This window comes from uncultured Aquimarina sp., from assembly GCF_947495315.1.
Taxonomy (GTDB): domain Bacteria; phylum Bacteroidota; class Bacteroidia; order Flavobacteriales; family Flavobacteriaceae; genus Aquimarina.
This window is the reverse complement of record NZ_CANLYD010000005.1, coordinates 124,105-139,339: the sequence shown is the minus strand read 5'-3', so window position 1 is coordinate 139,339 and position 15,235 is coordinate 124,105. Positions and strand designations below refer to the sequence as shown.

Here is a 15,235-nt window from a genome sequence, read left to right as displayed (position 1 = left end):
TTTTATTCGGACGTTTAAGTCTATATGATTCTTCATTTTTATTTAAAACTAATAACTCACAATGATGAAATTTATTTACACATTCGCATTAGTGCTAGCCGCTCAATTATGCTTTAGTCAACAAATACCAAAAGAATTAAAAGGAATTGATGATGAAATCATTCAATTAATGAAAGAATATAATACAATTGGGGTATCTGTGGCTGTAGTCAAAGATGATAAAGTTATATATTCACAAGGATTTGGTTATCGAGACTTAAAACAACAACTGCCTGTTACTGAAAATACACTTTTTCATATTGCTTCTATGACCAAAGCTTTCACGGGTTCTTTGTTAGGTATTTTAGAATCAAATAATCAATTATCTCTAAAGGGCAAACCTGGACAATATGTCCCAAATTTTCAGTTTTACAATGACCAAATGAATAATCTTATTGCTATTGAAGATTTATTAAGTCACAAAAGCGGAATTGGTTCTCAAGGTGTTTCTTTAGAAATGTTCCCGGATAAAAATAAATTAAGAACCGTACAACGATTGCGCTATTTAAAGCCTGAATCCGAAGTTAAAAACAGTTGGAATTACAGCAATATGGGATATACTCTCGCAGGAACTATTGTTGAACAAGTAACAAATAAAAGTTGGGATGCTAATATTCAAGAAAAAATATTCGATCCTTTAAATATGAGAAACTCTTGTACTACAATCGAAGAAATGAGGCGATCTAACAATTTTTCATTGGGTTATGGAATGTACAAAGGAAAATCAGAACTAGTTCCTTATCAAAATTATTATGCTTTTGGTCCAGCTGGTGTCATTAAAAGTTCCGTAAAAGATCTATCTAGCTGGATGCGTACTTGGTTAAACAAAGGTGTTTTTAATGGAGAACAAGTCATCCCAGAAGCATATATTCGTGAAGCTTCCAGACCTCAAAACCTAAAATATAATGAAGAATATACAAAAGATTCATTTTTATATACAGAAGGGTTTGGTTGGCGTATTAGGTCTTGGAATGGTCACTACAGGTTACGTCATGGAGGCAATACTCACGGGTTTAGTAGTGTAACAGAGTTATTTCCCTTTGAAAATATAGGAGTTGTTGTTTTATGTAATCAAAGTGGTTCTATACTTCCTTACATTATATCTGATAAGATTTCAAGAAGACTATTTCAACTTACTCCAGAAAGTGAATATCCAGTACTTGTTTCTGATATATATAAACCTAAAATGGAGAATACATCATTTAATGCAGATAAAATGCCAACACAGCCTATAAACAACTTTTCTGGGATATACCAGGCTGATGGCTTCGGAAAAATAGAGGTTATTGAAAAAGCTGGTAAATTACTGGCAATATTTCCTATTAATACATTTAAATTAGAACATTCAAATTATAATAACTTCTATCTAAAAGGTATGAAAGATTTTAAAGAATCCTTCGACCCTGAATTTACTATTAAATTTATGACGGATACAAAAGGAAGAATATCAATGTTAGAAATGTATGCTCAAAAAAGAACCCATTGAATTTCACAAAAAGTAAAAACACTTTCTGAAAAAATGAAATATAATTTGCACAGTTACGACATATATATTAAACGTTAGCAAAAATAGAGAATGACTAAACGAAAAGTAATTTCAACAGGAATAAGATCTAAAAAATACTTTCTGTCTTGGTTTGTTATAATAATATCATATATTCTAGCTAAAATTGGAAACATTAATGGTGGACTCTTTCCCCGAAGATATTTCGTGATTTAAAACATTTAATAATTATAAATAGATAAATAACTAAAAAACTCATAATGATGGATATAGGTCATAATCGCTCAAAACCAATACTCAAGTCAAGCTACGATATACACATTAAATCTTCTTTGTAATTTCAAAAATAAATCAATGAGTTTGACATTTTTGGATATTTTAGTCTCACTTGGATTAGCCCTGAGCTTTTTCTTGGTAGTTTTAATATTTATTTCAAAATCTTTTAGAAGAGATGTCAATAACTATTTTGCAATAGCGATCATAGCACTTAACTTTTTTTTAATTATTACACAATTTGAAGACCTAGTCCCTTCTAATGGGATTTTAGAATTAATAAGTTGGGAGTTTTTATTTCCTCTCGCATTTCTAATGTTTTCTTTAAAAGCTATAAGACATCCTTTAAGTTTTAATAAGAAAATTTGGTTTCTGGGTTTTCCCTTTATTTTATTTAGCTCATTCCAAATTATAGACTTTTTTTTCGATTTTGATGTGTATGATTGGCTGTCAGGATACAATGAAGATAGATTGCTATACCTCATTGAAATTAAAGCTATGTTTTTCTTATTTTTTTCAATTGTGCTTATTGGCTTTTCGTATTTGAAAATCAGAAATACAAACACTTTATATAGAAAAGAAAAAAAATGGTTGGAGTTAAATAGTTTATTCCTCTTCTCATTCCTACTAGTTTGGATTTTTAGTGAAGTAATTGACAGCGTATTCGATTTTCCAATTTGGGAATACCTACTTGCCATACTTGGTATCTTTTTAATTCTAATTACTTACTTCGGAGTTCATCATCTCAATGTTTCTGAACAAAGACAACAAATGTCAAAATTGACAGTATCTAATGATATTGAAAATCAGACAATAAATACTTTCAAACTAAAACCTCAGAGCGAAGATATAACCCTTTTTCAAAAAACGAATAAAAAGACAGAGACTCTTATTTCGCTTATGGAAAAGGAAAATTACTACTTAGACTCGAATCTTACGCGTAGTATAGTAGCAAAAAAATTAGGAATAAGTGATGGGTACTTAAGTGAAATTTTAAAAACAGACTTAAACACAAACTTCAACGATTTTATTAATGGATACAGAGTGAATCAAACCATTAAAATGTTTCATGATAAAAGTTTTGACATTTTTACACTTGAAGCTATAGGTTATGAAGTTGGATTTAAATCTAAAAGCGTGTTTTATAAATCATTTAAAAAAGTAACCAAAAAATCACCTGGCACCTACCGAAACATATTAAAAATGTCCTGAAATGTCATAATACTGACAATTCTAAACCTATAGATGGTTCAGAAATAGAATTTCGAATTATAATAAAACGTTATTTGTATCTATAAAAACAAATAATAAATACGTTAAAATGACAGTAGTTAAATCCCAAAAATTAATGATTCCGAATATCATTCGCACGCTAACACGAATTACATTTATAACCTTTCTTTTAATAAGTTGTAGTAGTGATGATGATTCTGAAACCAAACCACCAAGCTTATCTATAAATAAAATAATGCCTTTAGGAGCATCGAGAGTTGAAGGAGCGCGACCAGAATTCGAAAGTTTCAGATACGAACTTTGGAAAGACTTAAAAGAGAATAGTTGGACTTTTGATTTTATCGGTACTCAGTCAGATGAAGCATCTTATCCTGCATTCAATGATGAAGATTTTGATATTGACCATGAAGGTAGAGGCGGTTGGACTTCGGGGCAAATTTTAAGCGGGTTAAATAATTGGCTCAATCAAACCAGTTCACCTGATATAGTTCTGTTTAGTTCACCAGGTGGAAATGACATATTGGAAAGTTTGAACTACGACCAAACGATATCAAATATTATTGAAATAATTAATACGTTACAGGCAAACAATCCAAATGTAACAATTGTTATTGAGCAACCCGCTCCGGGTCATTCGGACTTTATGACGGCAGAATTCACAAATGCTTTTAATCAAATTCAACAAGATGTTTTAACCATTGCAGATGAACAATCAACAACTACATCACAGATTATTGCAGTAGATATGTTTAGTGGATTTATTGATGATTTTTTAGCTGACGATGTGCACTACAACGAGGCTGGAGGAATATTTATAGCAAATAGGTATTATGATTTACTTCAAAACATACTGGAACAATAAGAACTAAAGAAAACAATGTGCATATAATCAATTGTAAAAAACAACAAAAATGATTAAAAAGATAACTACCCGTTTATAGTAACTAAAACCAAATGGCACCTCGTAAAAAATAAGATAGCAATTTCAGTACAGGACGGGAAATCAAAACCAGTAATACTAAATCTTGATAATGAAATAAGAACAGAACTTGACAGCATAAGCACTGACGGAGCAAGAGCAATTGGATGGAATAGCAATGGAGATTTATTAGCTGTAGGAGATTATGAGAGATTATTAGTAATTTTTGATGAAGATGGAACTTTTATAAAAAAATAGATACTGGTCAAATGATAGAGAATTGTTAGCCACTACGAGTGAAAATATAAGACTTTGGAATAAAAACGGAATCTTGGGAGCTCAAAAAGCTTCCGAAGGCCTTCTTTAGGGTATTGATTGTAATAGAGATGGAAGTAAATTAGTAACAACAGATGAAAAAGGGAAAATATTGGTTTGGGATAAAAACTTGAATGAATTAAAAGAACTTAAATATTCTAAGGCTGCCTACAACAAAGGTTATAATTTATTATTATGGAACTTCCTGCCGGAAATTCCTATCTTTAAACCGAAGCTCGGTTATCGCCGAATAGTCCTCGCGGACAATTCCGCAACGAAACCATAACCCAACAATTGCAAAACATTCAAATGAAAAACCTTTTTAATATCATAATAATCCTGAATTTTGGTTTTAGTTATTCGCAAACTAAAAACGATTCTTTGATTTTAAGCAGCTATCTCAAAACAGAATTAATGTTTGCAGAATTAGTTCCTGAAAAAATCTTAAATGAAAAAATCAAGTTTATACAAGAAAGCTTAATTGTTGAAGATTACGGCTTACCGTCTCGCATTAACTTTTCCGATTCTAAAAAACATAAACCTGTTCATCATTGGATTTCTTATAACATTATATCTGACAACCTAATTTTAACCAAACTTGATTTACCTTTCGATATTAATGGAGAATTGATTTACTCAAAAAATAAAATGAAAGAAATTCTGAAACCATACCTAAAAGTTTTGGAACGTAAAACCAATGTTGATTTAAAGAAAGCAATCGAAATTGCAAAAGAAAATGGATTGACAAAGATTTATAATTGGAGTATTGATTATGAGAATAGAAAATTAGTTTGGACTTTAAGAAGCAAACTTGAAAATAATATGCCAGAAGTTATTAAGATAAATTCTAAAAACGAAAAGATATTATCGAAAACTATTGAAATATCAATTCATTAAAAAAACGTTTTACAACAACATATATGTGTTTATAGCAGCTAAGTGATGAATCGAATAGATCTTGTATTTTTGGTTAGGCTCAATGTTTGCTTCAAAGACAAACTCCACAGTGTTACTTTTTAAATAAATTATTTTTTGTCCAGTTTATTAATTAAAAAACTGGACATTTTTGCTGTTTTTGAAAAAAACCTTGAAAGCAACTGAATATATTAGAAACACGATAGACCGACTACCAAAGGGATATATTTTCACCTACGAGGACTTTGATATTGATGTGAATAAAAAAGAAGCAATCATCAAAGCCTTAAATCGTATGGTAAATTCAGGCAAAATTGAAAAACTATCAAAAGGAAAGTACTTCAAACCTGAAAAAAACCCTTTCGGTACGCTTCAACCTAATCAAGAACAAATAGTTAAAGACTTAATAAATAAAAATGGTAAAGTGGTTGGATACCTTACAGGTTATAGCATATACAATAAGCTAGGATTAACAACTCAAGTCAGCAACATAATACAAATAGGGGAAAATCAAACTCGCCCTAAATTTAAACGAAAGTATAAACATAAAAACAAAGGTCAGTGTAAAACTAAAAAATTAGTAAGTAGAAATCTGCTATTACTCATACACGAGACCTTTATCTGCAATTTTAGAACGACATTCAGCTTACATCAAATTAAAGGAAAATACACTTTTTTTTTAATGAGAAAGTGCACTTATCACTTGAATCCAGTTAACACGAAAATTTATTTTATTAAAATACATGTCAAGTTACTTATCTTTATAATACATTAAATTAATCTTTTTATTATGGGACTAGACATTAAACCACCAGCTTCCTTTTGGGTCGTGGCAATTTTTGCTCTTTTATGGAATATTATTGAAATTTACTTTAGTTCTTTTGAAATAAATTTTCTACAAAAAAATTCAACTGCCGAGGAATTTGAGAATATACAGTCACTTCCTGTTTGGTATATAGTTGTATTCATAATTGCTTTATTTTCTGAAATGTTAGGTAGTTTTATGCTGTTTATGAGACAAAAAATTGCTACTAAATTTTTTGCAATGTCATTAATCACTTTGCTTTTTATAGAATCTTATTGGCTCTTTATTCTCGACATTAATAAAACTTCAATTGTGTTTTCCATTATTATCCCAATTGTAGTTATTGCTATAGCAACATTTCTTTATTTCTATAGTAAAAGAGCCACTAAAGAAGGCTGGCTTAAATAGACAAGAGTTCATTAAATTTTGACTTTTAGATTGCTTAAAAAAAATAGTGGAGAAATTGCTAAAACAAGAGTATCGACATAAATAAAGATCAGTAATAAATCGAAAAGTTAGTAAGTAAATCTATTACTTTTTCATATGATAGACCGTTACCTACGATTTAAAAAACATTATGAATATGAAAAAACTTATAGTCAGAATAGCTTCAAATCTATTTCCAAATATCATAACATCATTTGCGTACAATCAATTAACAAACCCTCAAGTTCGTAAACTTCGAGAAAATGAATTGAATACTTTAAACAAATCCGCAAAGGAAAATTTTAAATTCAAGGACTTTGACATCCAACTATATACTTGGAAAGGTGGTGAAAAAAAAATCCTCCTAATTCACGGCTGGGAAGGTCAGGCAGGAAATTTTTCGGATTTAATAGAAAAGCTTTTAGAAAATGGATATACTGTGCATTCTTTTGATGGACCATCTCACGGTTTCAGTAGTAAAGGAAGGACGAGTTTATTCGAGTTTTCGGAATTAGTTGGAGTTTTGATTAAAAAATATAACATAAAATTATTAGTCAGTCATTCATTTGGAGGAGTAGCTACAACTTATGCTTTGTTTAATAATCCAGACCTACGAATTGAAAAATATGTATTGATAACGACACCAGATAAGTTTATCGAAAGAATAAATGATGTTTCAGAAATGGTTGGAATTAATGATGACGTTAAAAACCGATTGATTAATAGATTGGAAAAAGAGACAGGAATTAATGTTGAAACTTTAAATGTTAGTGATTTTGTTAAAACTATAAACGTGGACAAATCACTCATAATTCACGATAAAAACGATAAAGTAATTCCAATCGCCAGGTCAAAGAATGTACACCAAAATTGGACTGCATCTGAATTTAAAGAAATTGAAGGAACGGGGCATTTTCGTATATTAAGAACAAAAGAAGTATTAGAAAAAATCGTAAGTTATATACATTGAGCAAAAAAACCAGCAGGCATCAAGATACACATAACTAACAGACAACTAGTTAATTAATACAAGTTTAGGCATATTTGCAAGTCCGCCAAATTTTATAATTTACACGCAACTGATCATACACAAGACAGTTACCTACAAGCTAAAAACATCGGAACATACATTAAAAATTGAAAGAATTTAAAAGATTTATAGAGCAATATGAAAAAATACCTAATTCGGATTGGGAATTAATTTCAGAACGTTTCAGAAGAAAAGAATTACCAAAAAACTATAATCTTTTGGAACAAGGAAAGACCTGTAAGCATCTATATTTTCTTGAAAGTGGACTTTTGCGCTTTTTTATTTTAAAAGATGGGTCAGAAATTACTAAATTCTTTACAATAGCACCATATTGCTTTACTTCACAAGCGAGTTTTAATTCAAAAAAACCAGCAAACGAATATATCCAAACCATAGAAAAATCAATTGTTTGGGAAACAACTTTTGAGGAAAACCAGGAACTACTAAAGTTAAAATCTTGGAATAGTTTTGCTCGTAAAATCACACAGGAGGTTCAATTTTTTACAGAAGAAATCTTAGAAGAACTACAAACAGAAACAGCCGAAAACCGCTATCAGAAATTGTTAAAAAATCAACCAGAATTACTTCAAAGAATACCTTTAAAGCACCTTGCATCTTTTTTTGGTGTCGCACCACAATCATTGAGCAGAATAAGAAGGAAAATGCTATCATAAAAAATAAGTTAACATAGGTTCAGTATATTGTTTTGAAAGTTTTGGAATTTTGCAATTAAAATCTCAAAATGACATCATCAAAAAAACAAACAAATTATCATTTTCAATATTCAATCTTAATAAATAATTCTCAACAAAAAGTTTGGGACTTTTTAACTAGTGTAGATAGATGGAAACAATGGGACACTGAACTTGATGATTCTATTCTTCTGGAAAAATTCTCATTTGGTGCAAAAGGTATATTAATACCAAAAAAAGGACCAAAATTGAAATTTCATATCAGCGAATTGACTCCTAATGAATCTTACACATTTGTAACTAAAATGCCAATTGGTACTTTAGAAATAAAACGAACTCTGGAAAATAAAGGAAACCAAATTGAATTTACGGACGATATAAGATTTACAGGATTTCTAAAAAGGTTTTTTGGTCTTATGCTTGGTAGTAATTTTAAGGCTGTTTTGCCTAAGGTAATGGAAAACTTTAAAAGACTCGCTGAACACGAATAAACCAAATTAAAATGATTGGACTAAGAATAATATACATATTGAACATAATTGTTGCAGGACAAATCGCAATTTCCGCACTTTCAAATCCGAAAAATTCTGCTTTAACAACTTTTGGAAATGCTTATCAACCTACAGAAGTTATTAGGCTTATAGGCTCTCTATGGTTAGCTATTGCAATTTTATCCATTTTAGGGCTTTGGAAGCCAATTACATTTTCGCCAGTACTTTTATTACAGTTTATCTATAAAGGAACTTGGTTATTTATAGTGGTACTTCCTGCATTTCGAAATGGTATTCCTTTTCCCAAAACTATGGCAATGTTCTTTGTCATTTGGGTTTTAGTCTTACCTTTTTTGATACCCTGGAAAGAGTGGTTGAATTAAAAATTCGGTACGTGTTTAATCTAAAAAACCAGTATCTTTTAATACGCTATCTTTCATACACAAGACATTCCAAAAATGATATTAGGTATTTAAAACTACGTCAAAATTTCTAGTAGAACAATTAAAACTGCTCTATAATTTGAAAAAAATATTTACCCTATTATTTCATTTTTAGTTACAATTTTCAAACTTCGTCGTCATCATAGTATCTATTATTAAATAAATACACTTTTATGAGATTCAAATTAATATTGTTTAGTTTTTCCCTTTCTTTCTTTTTTATAAATGCTCAAACAACTAAAGATTCCAAAGCGGAATTGGAAAAAGTAATTGATGTTTTTAGAGTATCAATAATAGAGCATAATGATTTTGAAAAATTTTCTAATTTATTTTTACACGATTCTATTACTTGGGCAGCAATTATAACAGGAAAGACTAAAAAAAGAGTGCTTCAACAAAAACCTGATTTCACATTTAAAACTAGTAGTTACAAGGCATTCTTTGAAGAATTGAAAGATGGAAGCGAAGAAAAATTTTATAACGTTAAAATAGATGTGCTAAATGAATTTGCAACCATATCATTTGATTACAGCTTCAATGTTAATTCTAAAATTCAAAATTGGGGAACTGAATACTGGTCTCTAATTCTAATAAATAATACATGGAAAATCACAAGTGTCACTTGGTCTCAGAATATGCAAAAACTGGAAGCCTGCCCTTTTGAAGCTAAGGATCTCTTCAAAATGAACTAATAAAGATAATTAGTAAAAACTTTCCGAAAGGTTCTTATGCATTTGCGAAAACCGCCAATTTTTTAAACTCACAATTCTTACTTTATTTTATAAATTTAATAATTGTAGTCCTTTGGTAGGTTTTTAAGATTGATAAGTTAAAAACAAAATACAAAATTCAGCTCTGTTAATTCGAAAAGAAACTGCTTTTTAATTGCCCTAAGTTTCTTATAGCAGATATCGTTTGTATATAGAAAAGCACAAGCAACTATTAGTAAAACTTTTTCGTCTGTATATGTATAGAATACTTATCTAACATATATCAAAAAAAGTTTGCTATGAGAAAAATAACGCAGATAAATCGATTATCTTAAACATCCTAATCTTGCTCCAATTTATATATTTGGCGTTAGTATTCTTCGAAAGAAAACCTAGTTTATTCAAGACAATATTAGAATTATTTTTAAAATTGTATCAAAACCATAATTGATTCGTCTACAAGGTATGAGCAGAACTTATATATATACTTTTGTCCTATTGTTTTTTTCTTTAACAATCACCGCGCAAAATAATAACAAAAGGATTTCGGGTCAATTACTAGATAAAGAAACTAAAGCGCCTATAGTGTTTGCTTCCATCTATCTTAAAGGACAAACAATCGGAACAACCTCAAATGAAGAAGGAAATTTCACCTTTCACTTCTCATCAATTGAAGGTGCAAATATCGTAGTTATATCAAGTATAGGTTATGAATCGGTCCAAATAGATATTGATGATTTTGTTTCTAACCAGAAAATATTTCTTAGTTCTAAAATTGATGAATTAAATGAAGTTACAATCATCGCAACCAAAAAGAAGAAATTAACAGCAAAGGAAATTGTAAAAAAAGCATATCTGGAAATTGAAAACAACTATCCTATAAAACCTTATATATCTGAAGGCTTTATTAGAGATGTCCAAAATGAAGATGATAAATATGTAGAATATCTAGAGTGCGCAGCTAGATTTTATAACGAAGCACACAACATTGATAAGGAACCAAAAGTAGAATTAATTGAAGTAAAGAGTAATTACATTGCCAAAAAAAATCCTTGGAATGAAAAATGGGATAGGAAAAACTCAATTATTGATTTAATAGAAGATGACTTCATTAGGTTTGACTATGGACCAATTAAAGGTAAAAAAGGGTGGAAATATGAATTAGAAGATGTATTACTTTACAATAATAAATACGTTTATAAAATTATCGCAAATGATAAACCTTTTCAAAGAGCGATATTATATATAGATACAGAATCTTTTGCTTTCGTTAAAATGGAGCTTACAAGAACAACAAATAAAGGAAAATCTTGGAAAAGACGATTTTCAAACGGACAGCAGGTAGTACACTACAATGTTGTTTTTGAGTACCAAGAATTTAACGGAAAAATGTATTTGAAATATCAAAAAGAAGAAGATACTTGGGAAATATATGATATTAAAGATCCTCTAAAACTTTTATTCACTAAGAACCCAAAAAAAGAACTTTTCATTAACAAAATAGTCATTGAAGATATTGAAAATTATCCTTTTGAAGAAAATATGCAAATTGGAGTAAGCCTTGAAAATCAGGCAAAACCTTATAATTCTAAATTTTGGTTAAATTACAATGCCCCTAAAAAAACGAAGGACATGAGTAAAATAGAACAATACTTAAAAGAAAATATTGATTAAGGATTTTACCAATATCGAATACCTGAAAACTGGAAATAAAAGACAGCAACAAGCCTATATACAATTGTCTGAACTCGAAATTTTTGATAAACTAAATGCATACAACCCTATCCTTACCGGAACCATCCCAATTGAGATTGATACACCAAAAAGTGATTTGGATATCATCTGTCATTGTCTTAATCACCAAGAATTTCAAACGACTTTAACCAAATTGTATGCTGATCAAAATGATTTTGAGATGAGATCTGGTTTTTGGAACGGTCTAATATCCGTCATTGCTAAGTTTCAAACAACAAAGTATGTGATAGAAATTTTTGGGCAAGATCGGCCGACTCAAAAACAATATGCATATAGACATATGATTAAAGAGTATGAAATTCTAAATGCAAAAGGAGCAGAATTCAAAGAAGAGATACTAAAACTAAAAGAAGAAGGGCTAAAAACAGAACCTGCCTTTGCTAAGCTATTAGGTTTGATTGGCGATCCGTATGAAGAACTTTTAAAGTTCAAAATATAATAACTTTCTTCAACAAAATCCACTCAATCCTGTCTGTACCAAGAGACAGGTAATTACTTTTGATACTATCTCTGCTATAACCTACATTATTTTATTGTTCTGATATTTTCTCACTCACCAAAAAGAACACTTTACGTATCAAAAAGAGGTGTTCACTAATTCTACATTTCATATAATCTACTGTAAACGTAGGTTTGAAGTATTAACTATAAAGAATGATACTATGAATAATCAATTTAGTTTAAACATCAAAAGTCCTTGTACTGAAGATTTTAAAAACTTTTCGCCAACAGAAAAAGGTGGATTTTGTAATTCCTGCACAAAAGAAGTGATCGACTTCTCTACAATGAATTCTCAGGAAATCGTACATTACTTCGAGACAAATACCACTAAAAACACCTGTGGAAGATTTAACAGTAAGCAATTAACAACCTATAATATACATACTGCTCCAAAAAGAAAGAACATTAGTTTTATTAGCGGAATTGCCTTTGCCTTTATAGCCTTATTTTCTTTTACCAAAACACAGGCACAAAACATAAAAAGTCAAATAAAAACCACGGATGAGAACCCTTCAAAATTTCAGAATATCGTTAATGAGAATAAAATTACCGTAAAAGGTGTGGTTTCGGAAAACGGCATTCCGTTGCCAGGTGTCAATGTAGTTTTAGAAGGTACTGCGTTAGGTACATCTACTGATTTTGATGGTAATTTTGAGTTTCCCGTACAACTCAAAAAAGGTGGTGTTTTAATATTTAGTTATATAGGTTTTACTTCTAAAAAAGTAGTAATTCAAGATAAAAATTCTGTTAATGATATCGCCTTAAATGTAAACCTAAAAACACCTGGTTGTGTACTGATGGGAAAAGTAGCGGTAAAAAAAGTGTATAGTTCAAAAAAGAATTAATCAATCAGCACAGTTATGAGAACCAGCCTTTATATCTTTTTTCTTGCCGTTTTCTCCAATTGTCTATATGCTCAAATCTCTGATTTTGCATCCATAGATTTCACAAGAGCGGATAACATTGCCCAATTGAATGAAGGAGTTTCTTTAGAAAATCTTCCCGTTTTAGCACATCAACTAACAAATACATTACCCAGCGATGTAGAAAAATTTAGAGCTATCTACAAGTGGGTCTGCCAAAACATTAAAGGAGATAATACGCAGTTTACCATAGTGAATAAAAAACGAAAAAAGCTTCAACGTGATTCCATTTCGTTTTTGAAATGGAATCATGAATACAAGAAAATTGTTTTTAAAAAGTTACTGAAACGCAAAAAAACAATGTGTACTGGCTATGCCTATTTGATTAAGGAATTATGTTTTCTGGCAAATATCCAATGCGAAATTGTAGATGGATACGGAAAATCTGTAGCGTCCAATATCAAAGAACTGGAAATGGCCAATCATTCCTGGAATGCTGTGCGATTAAACGGCAAATGGTACTTATGCGATGCTACTTGGTCAAGTGGATATCTAAATGAATATAATGCTTTTGTAACAGCCTATAACGACGGGTACTTCTTGACAGACCCGGTTTTATTCGGAAAAAACCACTTTCCTTTAGAACAAAAGTGGTTACTTAATGATACTATAACGGCTACTGATTTTATAACAGCTCCGTTGGTATATGCAGAAACTTTTGAAAACAACATCACTCCTATGTATCCACAAAATATGGATATTTCGATCAACAAGAATGATGAGATTACATTTAGTTTTAAATCCGCTAACCTTATTTTGGATAAAAATATTGCTTTAGTTCATTATATTGGCGCTAAAGAAAAAACTTTAAAGATTTATAATACCGAAAATGTTGATAATATCATATCCTTCACTCACACGTTTACTCGAAAAGGCTTCTATGACATGCATCTAAAAATTAACGACAATATCGTAGCCACTTATACGATTACAGTTACTAAAGGTTAGTATAAGTTACATAGCTAGGTCGCAGCAAACTGATATTAGTTCTTGGATCATCCAAAAGAATTCATTGATTTTTCGTAACTAGTACTATGCAACTGGTAAAAAAAATATTAAAATACTTGGGAGTGATACTCCTAATTCCAGCTACGTATTTCATTGTTGCCTTACTTTGTTCTTATATTCCCGTGACTCCAAAAACCAGTAGTGTAGAACAAAATAAAAGTATCTATTTAGCCACTAATGGTATTCATCTAGAAATCATCATTCCCAAAACAGAAATAGATTCTTTACTTCTTAATGGATTACGATATAGCGAGCAAACGCAATTCCTATCCTTTGGTTGGGGAGACAAAACATATTATACAAAGGCTGCAAAATCAATGGATTTTACCAATGTAAACAGATTTCAGGCTGCACTACTAAATTCTCCTTCTTTAATGCATGTGACAAGACATAACAATGCACAAGGTCATTGGATGGAAATCAAAATGACAACTACACAACTTATACAAATACAGACATATATTAAAGAATCATTCTTTCACGATACTGATCGTCATAAAACAATGGTACCTGAAACAAGTTATGGTAGCATGGATAATTTTTACGAAGCTAATGGAAGTTACAATTGTTTTAACACATGCAATACTTGGGTGAATACGGGTTTCAAAAAAAGTGATCTAAAAGCATGTCTTTGGACACCGTTTGATTTTGGATTATTACGTATTCATAAAAAGTAAATAACACCTTTTTGAAGTATGATTCACAAAATTCAGCAATTAATTAACACTTTAAGGAGGAAACCAAAACAGCTTTTCCTTATTGATGGATTAGGTGCATTAGTTACTGTCTTTTTTTTAGCTGTGGTGTTAACTAGATTTCAGGAGTATATTGGGATGCCGGTAAAAATGCTCTATTTTTTATCCGCAATAGCTTTTGTATTTGCAGCATATTCCATCTCATGTTATTTCTTAAATCCAAAAAAATGGCAATCTTTACTTAGGATTATTGCTTTTGCTAATCTAGCATATTGTTTTATCACTATTATTTGTATCTATAATTTCTATGAAAGTTTAACCGCTTTAGGGCTGCTCTACTTTTTCTTGGAACTCTTAATTATTTTTGGATTGGTAGCCATAGAATTAATGGTGATATTGAATTCAAAAAACAAATAACCTATAAAATCATAGTAGTTTAGTCCCAAATCGAAAGCTTATTTCCTATTTGAAAAGGCACTAAATTTTTATAAGTTTAAAGGAATAAAAATCAACATGAAAGAATAAATTGGTTCACGTATATTTTACCTTTTTTAGATT

The 15,235-nt window shown here is 30.2% G+C and carries 17 protein-coding genes; all 17 read left to right on the top strand.

Annotated features, from left to right (window positions below; genetic code table 11):
• Positions 1–61 precede the first annotated feature (61 nt).
• Entirely contained in the window at positions 62–1,525 is a 1,464-nt protein-coding gene (locus Q0910_RS10750) for a serine hydrolase domain-containing protein (RefSeq protein ID WP_299215850.1), read from the top strand.
• A gap of 372 nt (positions 1,526–1,897) precedes the next feature.
• Positions 1,898–3,028, top strand: a complete 1,131-nt coding sequence (locus Q0910_RS10745) for a helix-turn-helix domain-containing protein (RefSeq protein ID WP_299215847.1) — start codon at positions 1,898–1,900, stop codon at positions 3,026–3,028.
• Positions 3,029–3,137: 109 nt separating this feature from the next.
• Positions 3,138–3,911, top strand: a complete 774-nt coding sequence (locus Q0910_RS10740; RefSeq protein WP_299215844.1) for a GDSL-type esterase/lipase family protein — start codon at positions 3,138–3,140, stop codon at positions 3,909–3,911.
• Between the two features lie 786 nt (positions 3,912–4,697).
• Positions 4,698–5,180 (top strand): hypothetical protein, encoded by a 483-nt coding sequence (locus Q0910_RS10735; RefSeq protein WP_299215841.1) that lies wholly within the window; start codon positions 4,698–4,700, stop codon positions 5,178–5,180.
• Positions 5,181–5,370: 190 nt separating this feature from the next.
• Positions 5,371–5,973, top strand: coding sequence for a DUF6088 family protein (locus tag Q0910_RS10730; RefSeq protein ID WP_299215838.1), 603 nt, complete (start codon positions 5,371–5,373; stop codon positions 5,971–5,973).
• A 15-nt stretch (positions 5,974–5,988) separates the two neighbouring features.
• Positions 5,989–6,411: a hypothetical protein gene (locus Q0910_RS10725; protein WP_299215836.1), complete on the top strand. Its 423-nt coding sequence runs from the start codon at positions 5,989–5,991 to the stop codon at positions 6,409–6,411.
• Between the two features lie 175 nt (positions 6,412–6,586).
• Positions 6,587–7,399 carry an alpha/beta hydrolase gene (locus Q0910_RS10720; protein ID WP_299215835.1) on the top strand — a complete coding sequence of 271 codons (813 nt, stop codon included), beginning with the start codon at positions 6,587–6,589 and terminating at the stop codon, positions 7,397–7,399.
• Between the two features lie 167 nt (positions 7,400–7,566).
• Positions 7,567–8,133: a Crp/Fnr family transcriptional regulator gene (locus Q0910_RS10715; RefSeq protein ID WP_299215833.1), complete on the top strand. Its 567-nt coding sequence runs from the start codon at positions 7,567–7,569 to the stop codon at positions 8,131–8,133.
• Between the two features lie 68 nt (positions 8,134–8,201).
• Positions 8,202–8,642: an SRPBCC family protein gene (locus Q0910_RS10710; protein WP_299215831.1), complete on the top strand. Its 441-nt coding sequence runs from the start codon at positions 8,202–8,204 to the stop codon at positions 8,640–8,642.
• 11 nt (positions 8,643–8,653) lie between these two features.
• Positions 8,654–9,025, top strand: coding sequence for a hypothetical protein (locus tag Q0910_RS10705; protein WP_299215829.1), 372 nt, complete (start codon positions 8,654–8,656; stop codon positions 9,023–9,025).
• A 233-nt stretch (positions 9,026–9,258) separates the two neighbouring features.
• On the top strand, positions 9,259–9,777 hold the full coding sequence (locus Q0910_RS10700; RefSeq protein WP_299215827.1) for a nuclear transport factor 2 family protein: 519 nt from the start codon (positions 9,259–9,261) through the stop codon (positions 9,775–9,777).
• A 483-nt stretch (positions 9,778–10,260) separates the two neighbouring features.
• Positions 10,261–11,469: a carboxypeptidase-like regulatory domain-containing protein gene (locus tag Q0910_RS10695; protein ID WP_299215825.1), complete on the top strand. Its 1,209-nt coding sequence runs from the start codon at positions 10,261–10,263 to the stop codon at positions 11,467–11,469.
• On the top strand, positions 11,462–11,989 hold the full coding sequence (locus Q0910_RS10690) for a DUF4269 domain-containing protein (protein ID WP_299215823.1): 528 nt from the start codon (positions 11,462–11,464) through the stop codon (positions 11,987–11,989). Before Q0910_RS10695 ends, Q0910_RS10690 begins: the two co-directional genes overlap by 8 nt.
• A 223-nt stretch (positions 11,990–12,212) precedes the next feature.
• Positions 12,213–12,896, top strand: coding sequence for a carboxypeptidase-like regulatory domain-containing protein (locus tag Q0910_RS10685; RefSeq protein WP_299215822.1), 684 nt, complete (start codon positions 12,213–12,215; stop codon positions 12,894–12,896).
• A 15-nt stretch (positions 12,897–12,911) separates the two neighbouring features.
• Positions 12,912–13,922: a transglutaminase domain-containing protein gene (locus Q0910_RS10680; protein ID WP_299215821.1), complete on the top strand. Its 1,011-nt coding sequence runs from the start codon at positions 12,912–12,914 to the stop codon at positions 13,920–13,922.
• Positions 13,923–14,044: 122 nt separating this feature from the next.
• Entirely contained in the window at positions 14,045–14,659 is a 615-nt protein-coding gene (locus tag Q0910_RS10675; protein WP_299215811.1) for a DUF2459 domain-containing protein, read from the top strand.
• A gap of 18 nt (positions 14,660–14,677) precedes the next feature.
• Entirely contained in the window at positions 14,678–15,094 is a 417-nt protein-coding gene (locus Q0910_RS10670) for a hypothetical protein (protein WP_299215809.1), read from the top strand.
• The last annotated feature ends 141 nt before the right edge of the window (positions 15,095–15,235 follow it).

Excerpts from the sequence above, each read along its gene's own strand:
- Q0910_RS10705 (WP_299215829.1), top strand. The coding sequence starts at position 8,654 with ATGATTGGACTAAGAATAATATACATATTGAACATAATTGTTGCAGGA.
- Q0910_RS10740 (WP_299215844.1), top strand. The coding sequence starts at position 3,138 with ATGACAGTAGTTAAATCCCAAAAATTAATGATTCCGAATATCATTCGC.
- Q0910_RS10720 (WP_299215835.1), top strand. The coding sequence starts at position 6,587 with ATGAAAAAACTTATAGTCAGAATAGCTTCAAATCTATTTCCAAATATC.
- Q0910_RS10670 (WP_299215809.1), top strand. The coding sequence starts at position 14,678 with ATGATTCACAAAATTCAGCAATTAATTAACACTTTAAGGAGGAAACCA.
- Q0910_RS10680 (WP_299215821.1), top strand. The coding sequence starts at position 12,912 with ATGAGAACCAGCCTTTATATCTTTTTTCTTGCCGTTTTCTCCAATTGT.
- Q0910_RS10725 (WP_299215836.1), top strand. The coding sequence starts at position 5,989 with ATGGGACTAGACATTAAACCACCAGCTTCCTTTTGGGTCGTGGCAATT.
- Q0910_RS10710 (WP_299215831.1), top strand. The coding sequence starts at position 8,202 with ATGACATCATCAAAAAAACAAACAAATTATCATTTTCAATATTCAATC.
- Q0910_RS10745 (WP_299215847.1), top strand. The coding sequence starts at position 1,898 with ATGAGTTTGACATTTTTGGATATTTTAGTCTCACTTGGATTAGCCCTG.
- Q0910_RS10750 (WP_299215850.1), top strand. The coding sequence starts at position 62 with ATGATGAAATTTATTTACACATTCGCATTAGTGCTAGCCGCTCAATTA.
- Q0910_RS10695 (WP_299215825.1), top strand. The coding sequence starts at position 10,261 with ATGAGCAGAACTTATATATATACTTTTGTCCTATTGTTTTTTTCTTTA.
- Q0910_RS10735 (WP_299215841.1), top strand. The coding sequence starts at position 4,698 with ATGTTTGCAGAATTAGTTCCTGAAAAAATCTTAAATGAAAAAATCAAG.
- Q0910_RS10700 (WP_299215827.1), top strand. The coding sequence starts at position 9,259 with ATGAGATTCAAATTAATATTGTTTAGTTTTTCCCTTTCTTTCTTTTTT.
- Q0910_RS10685 (WP_299215822.1), top strand. The coding sequence starts at position 12,213 with ATGAATAATCAATTTAGTTTAAACATCAAAAGTCCTTGTACTGAAGAT.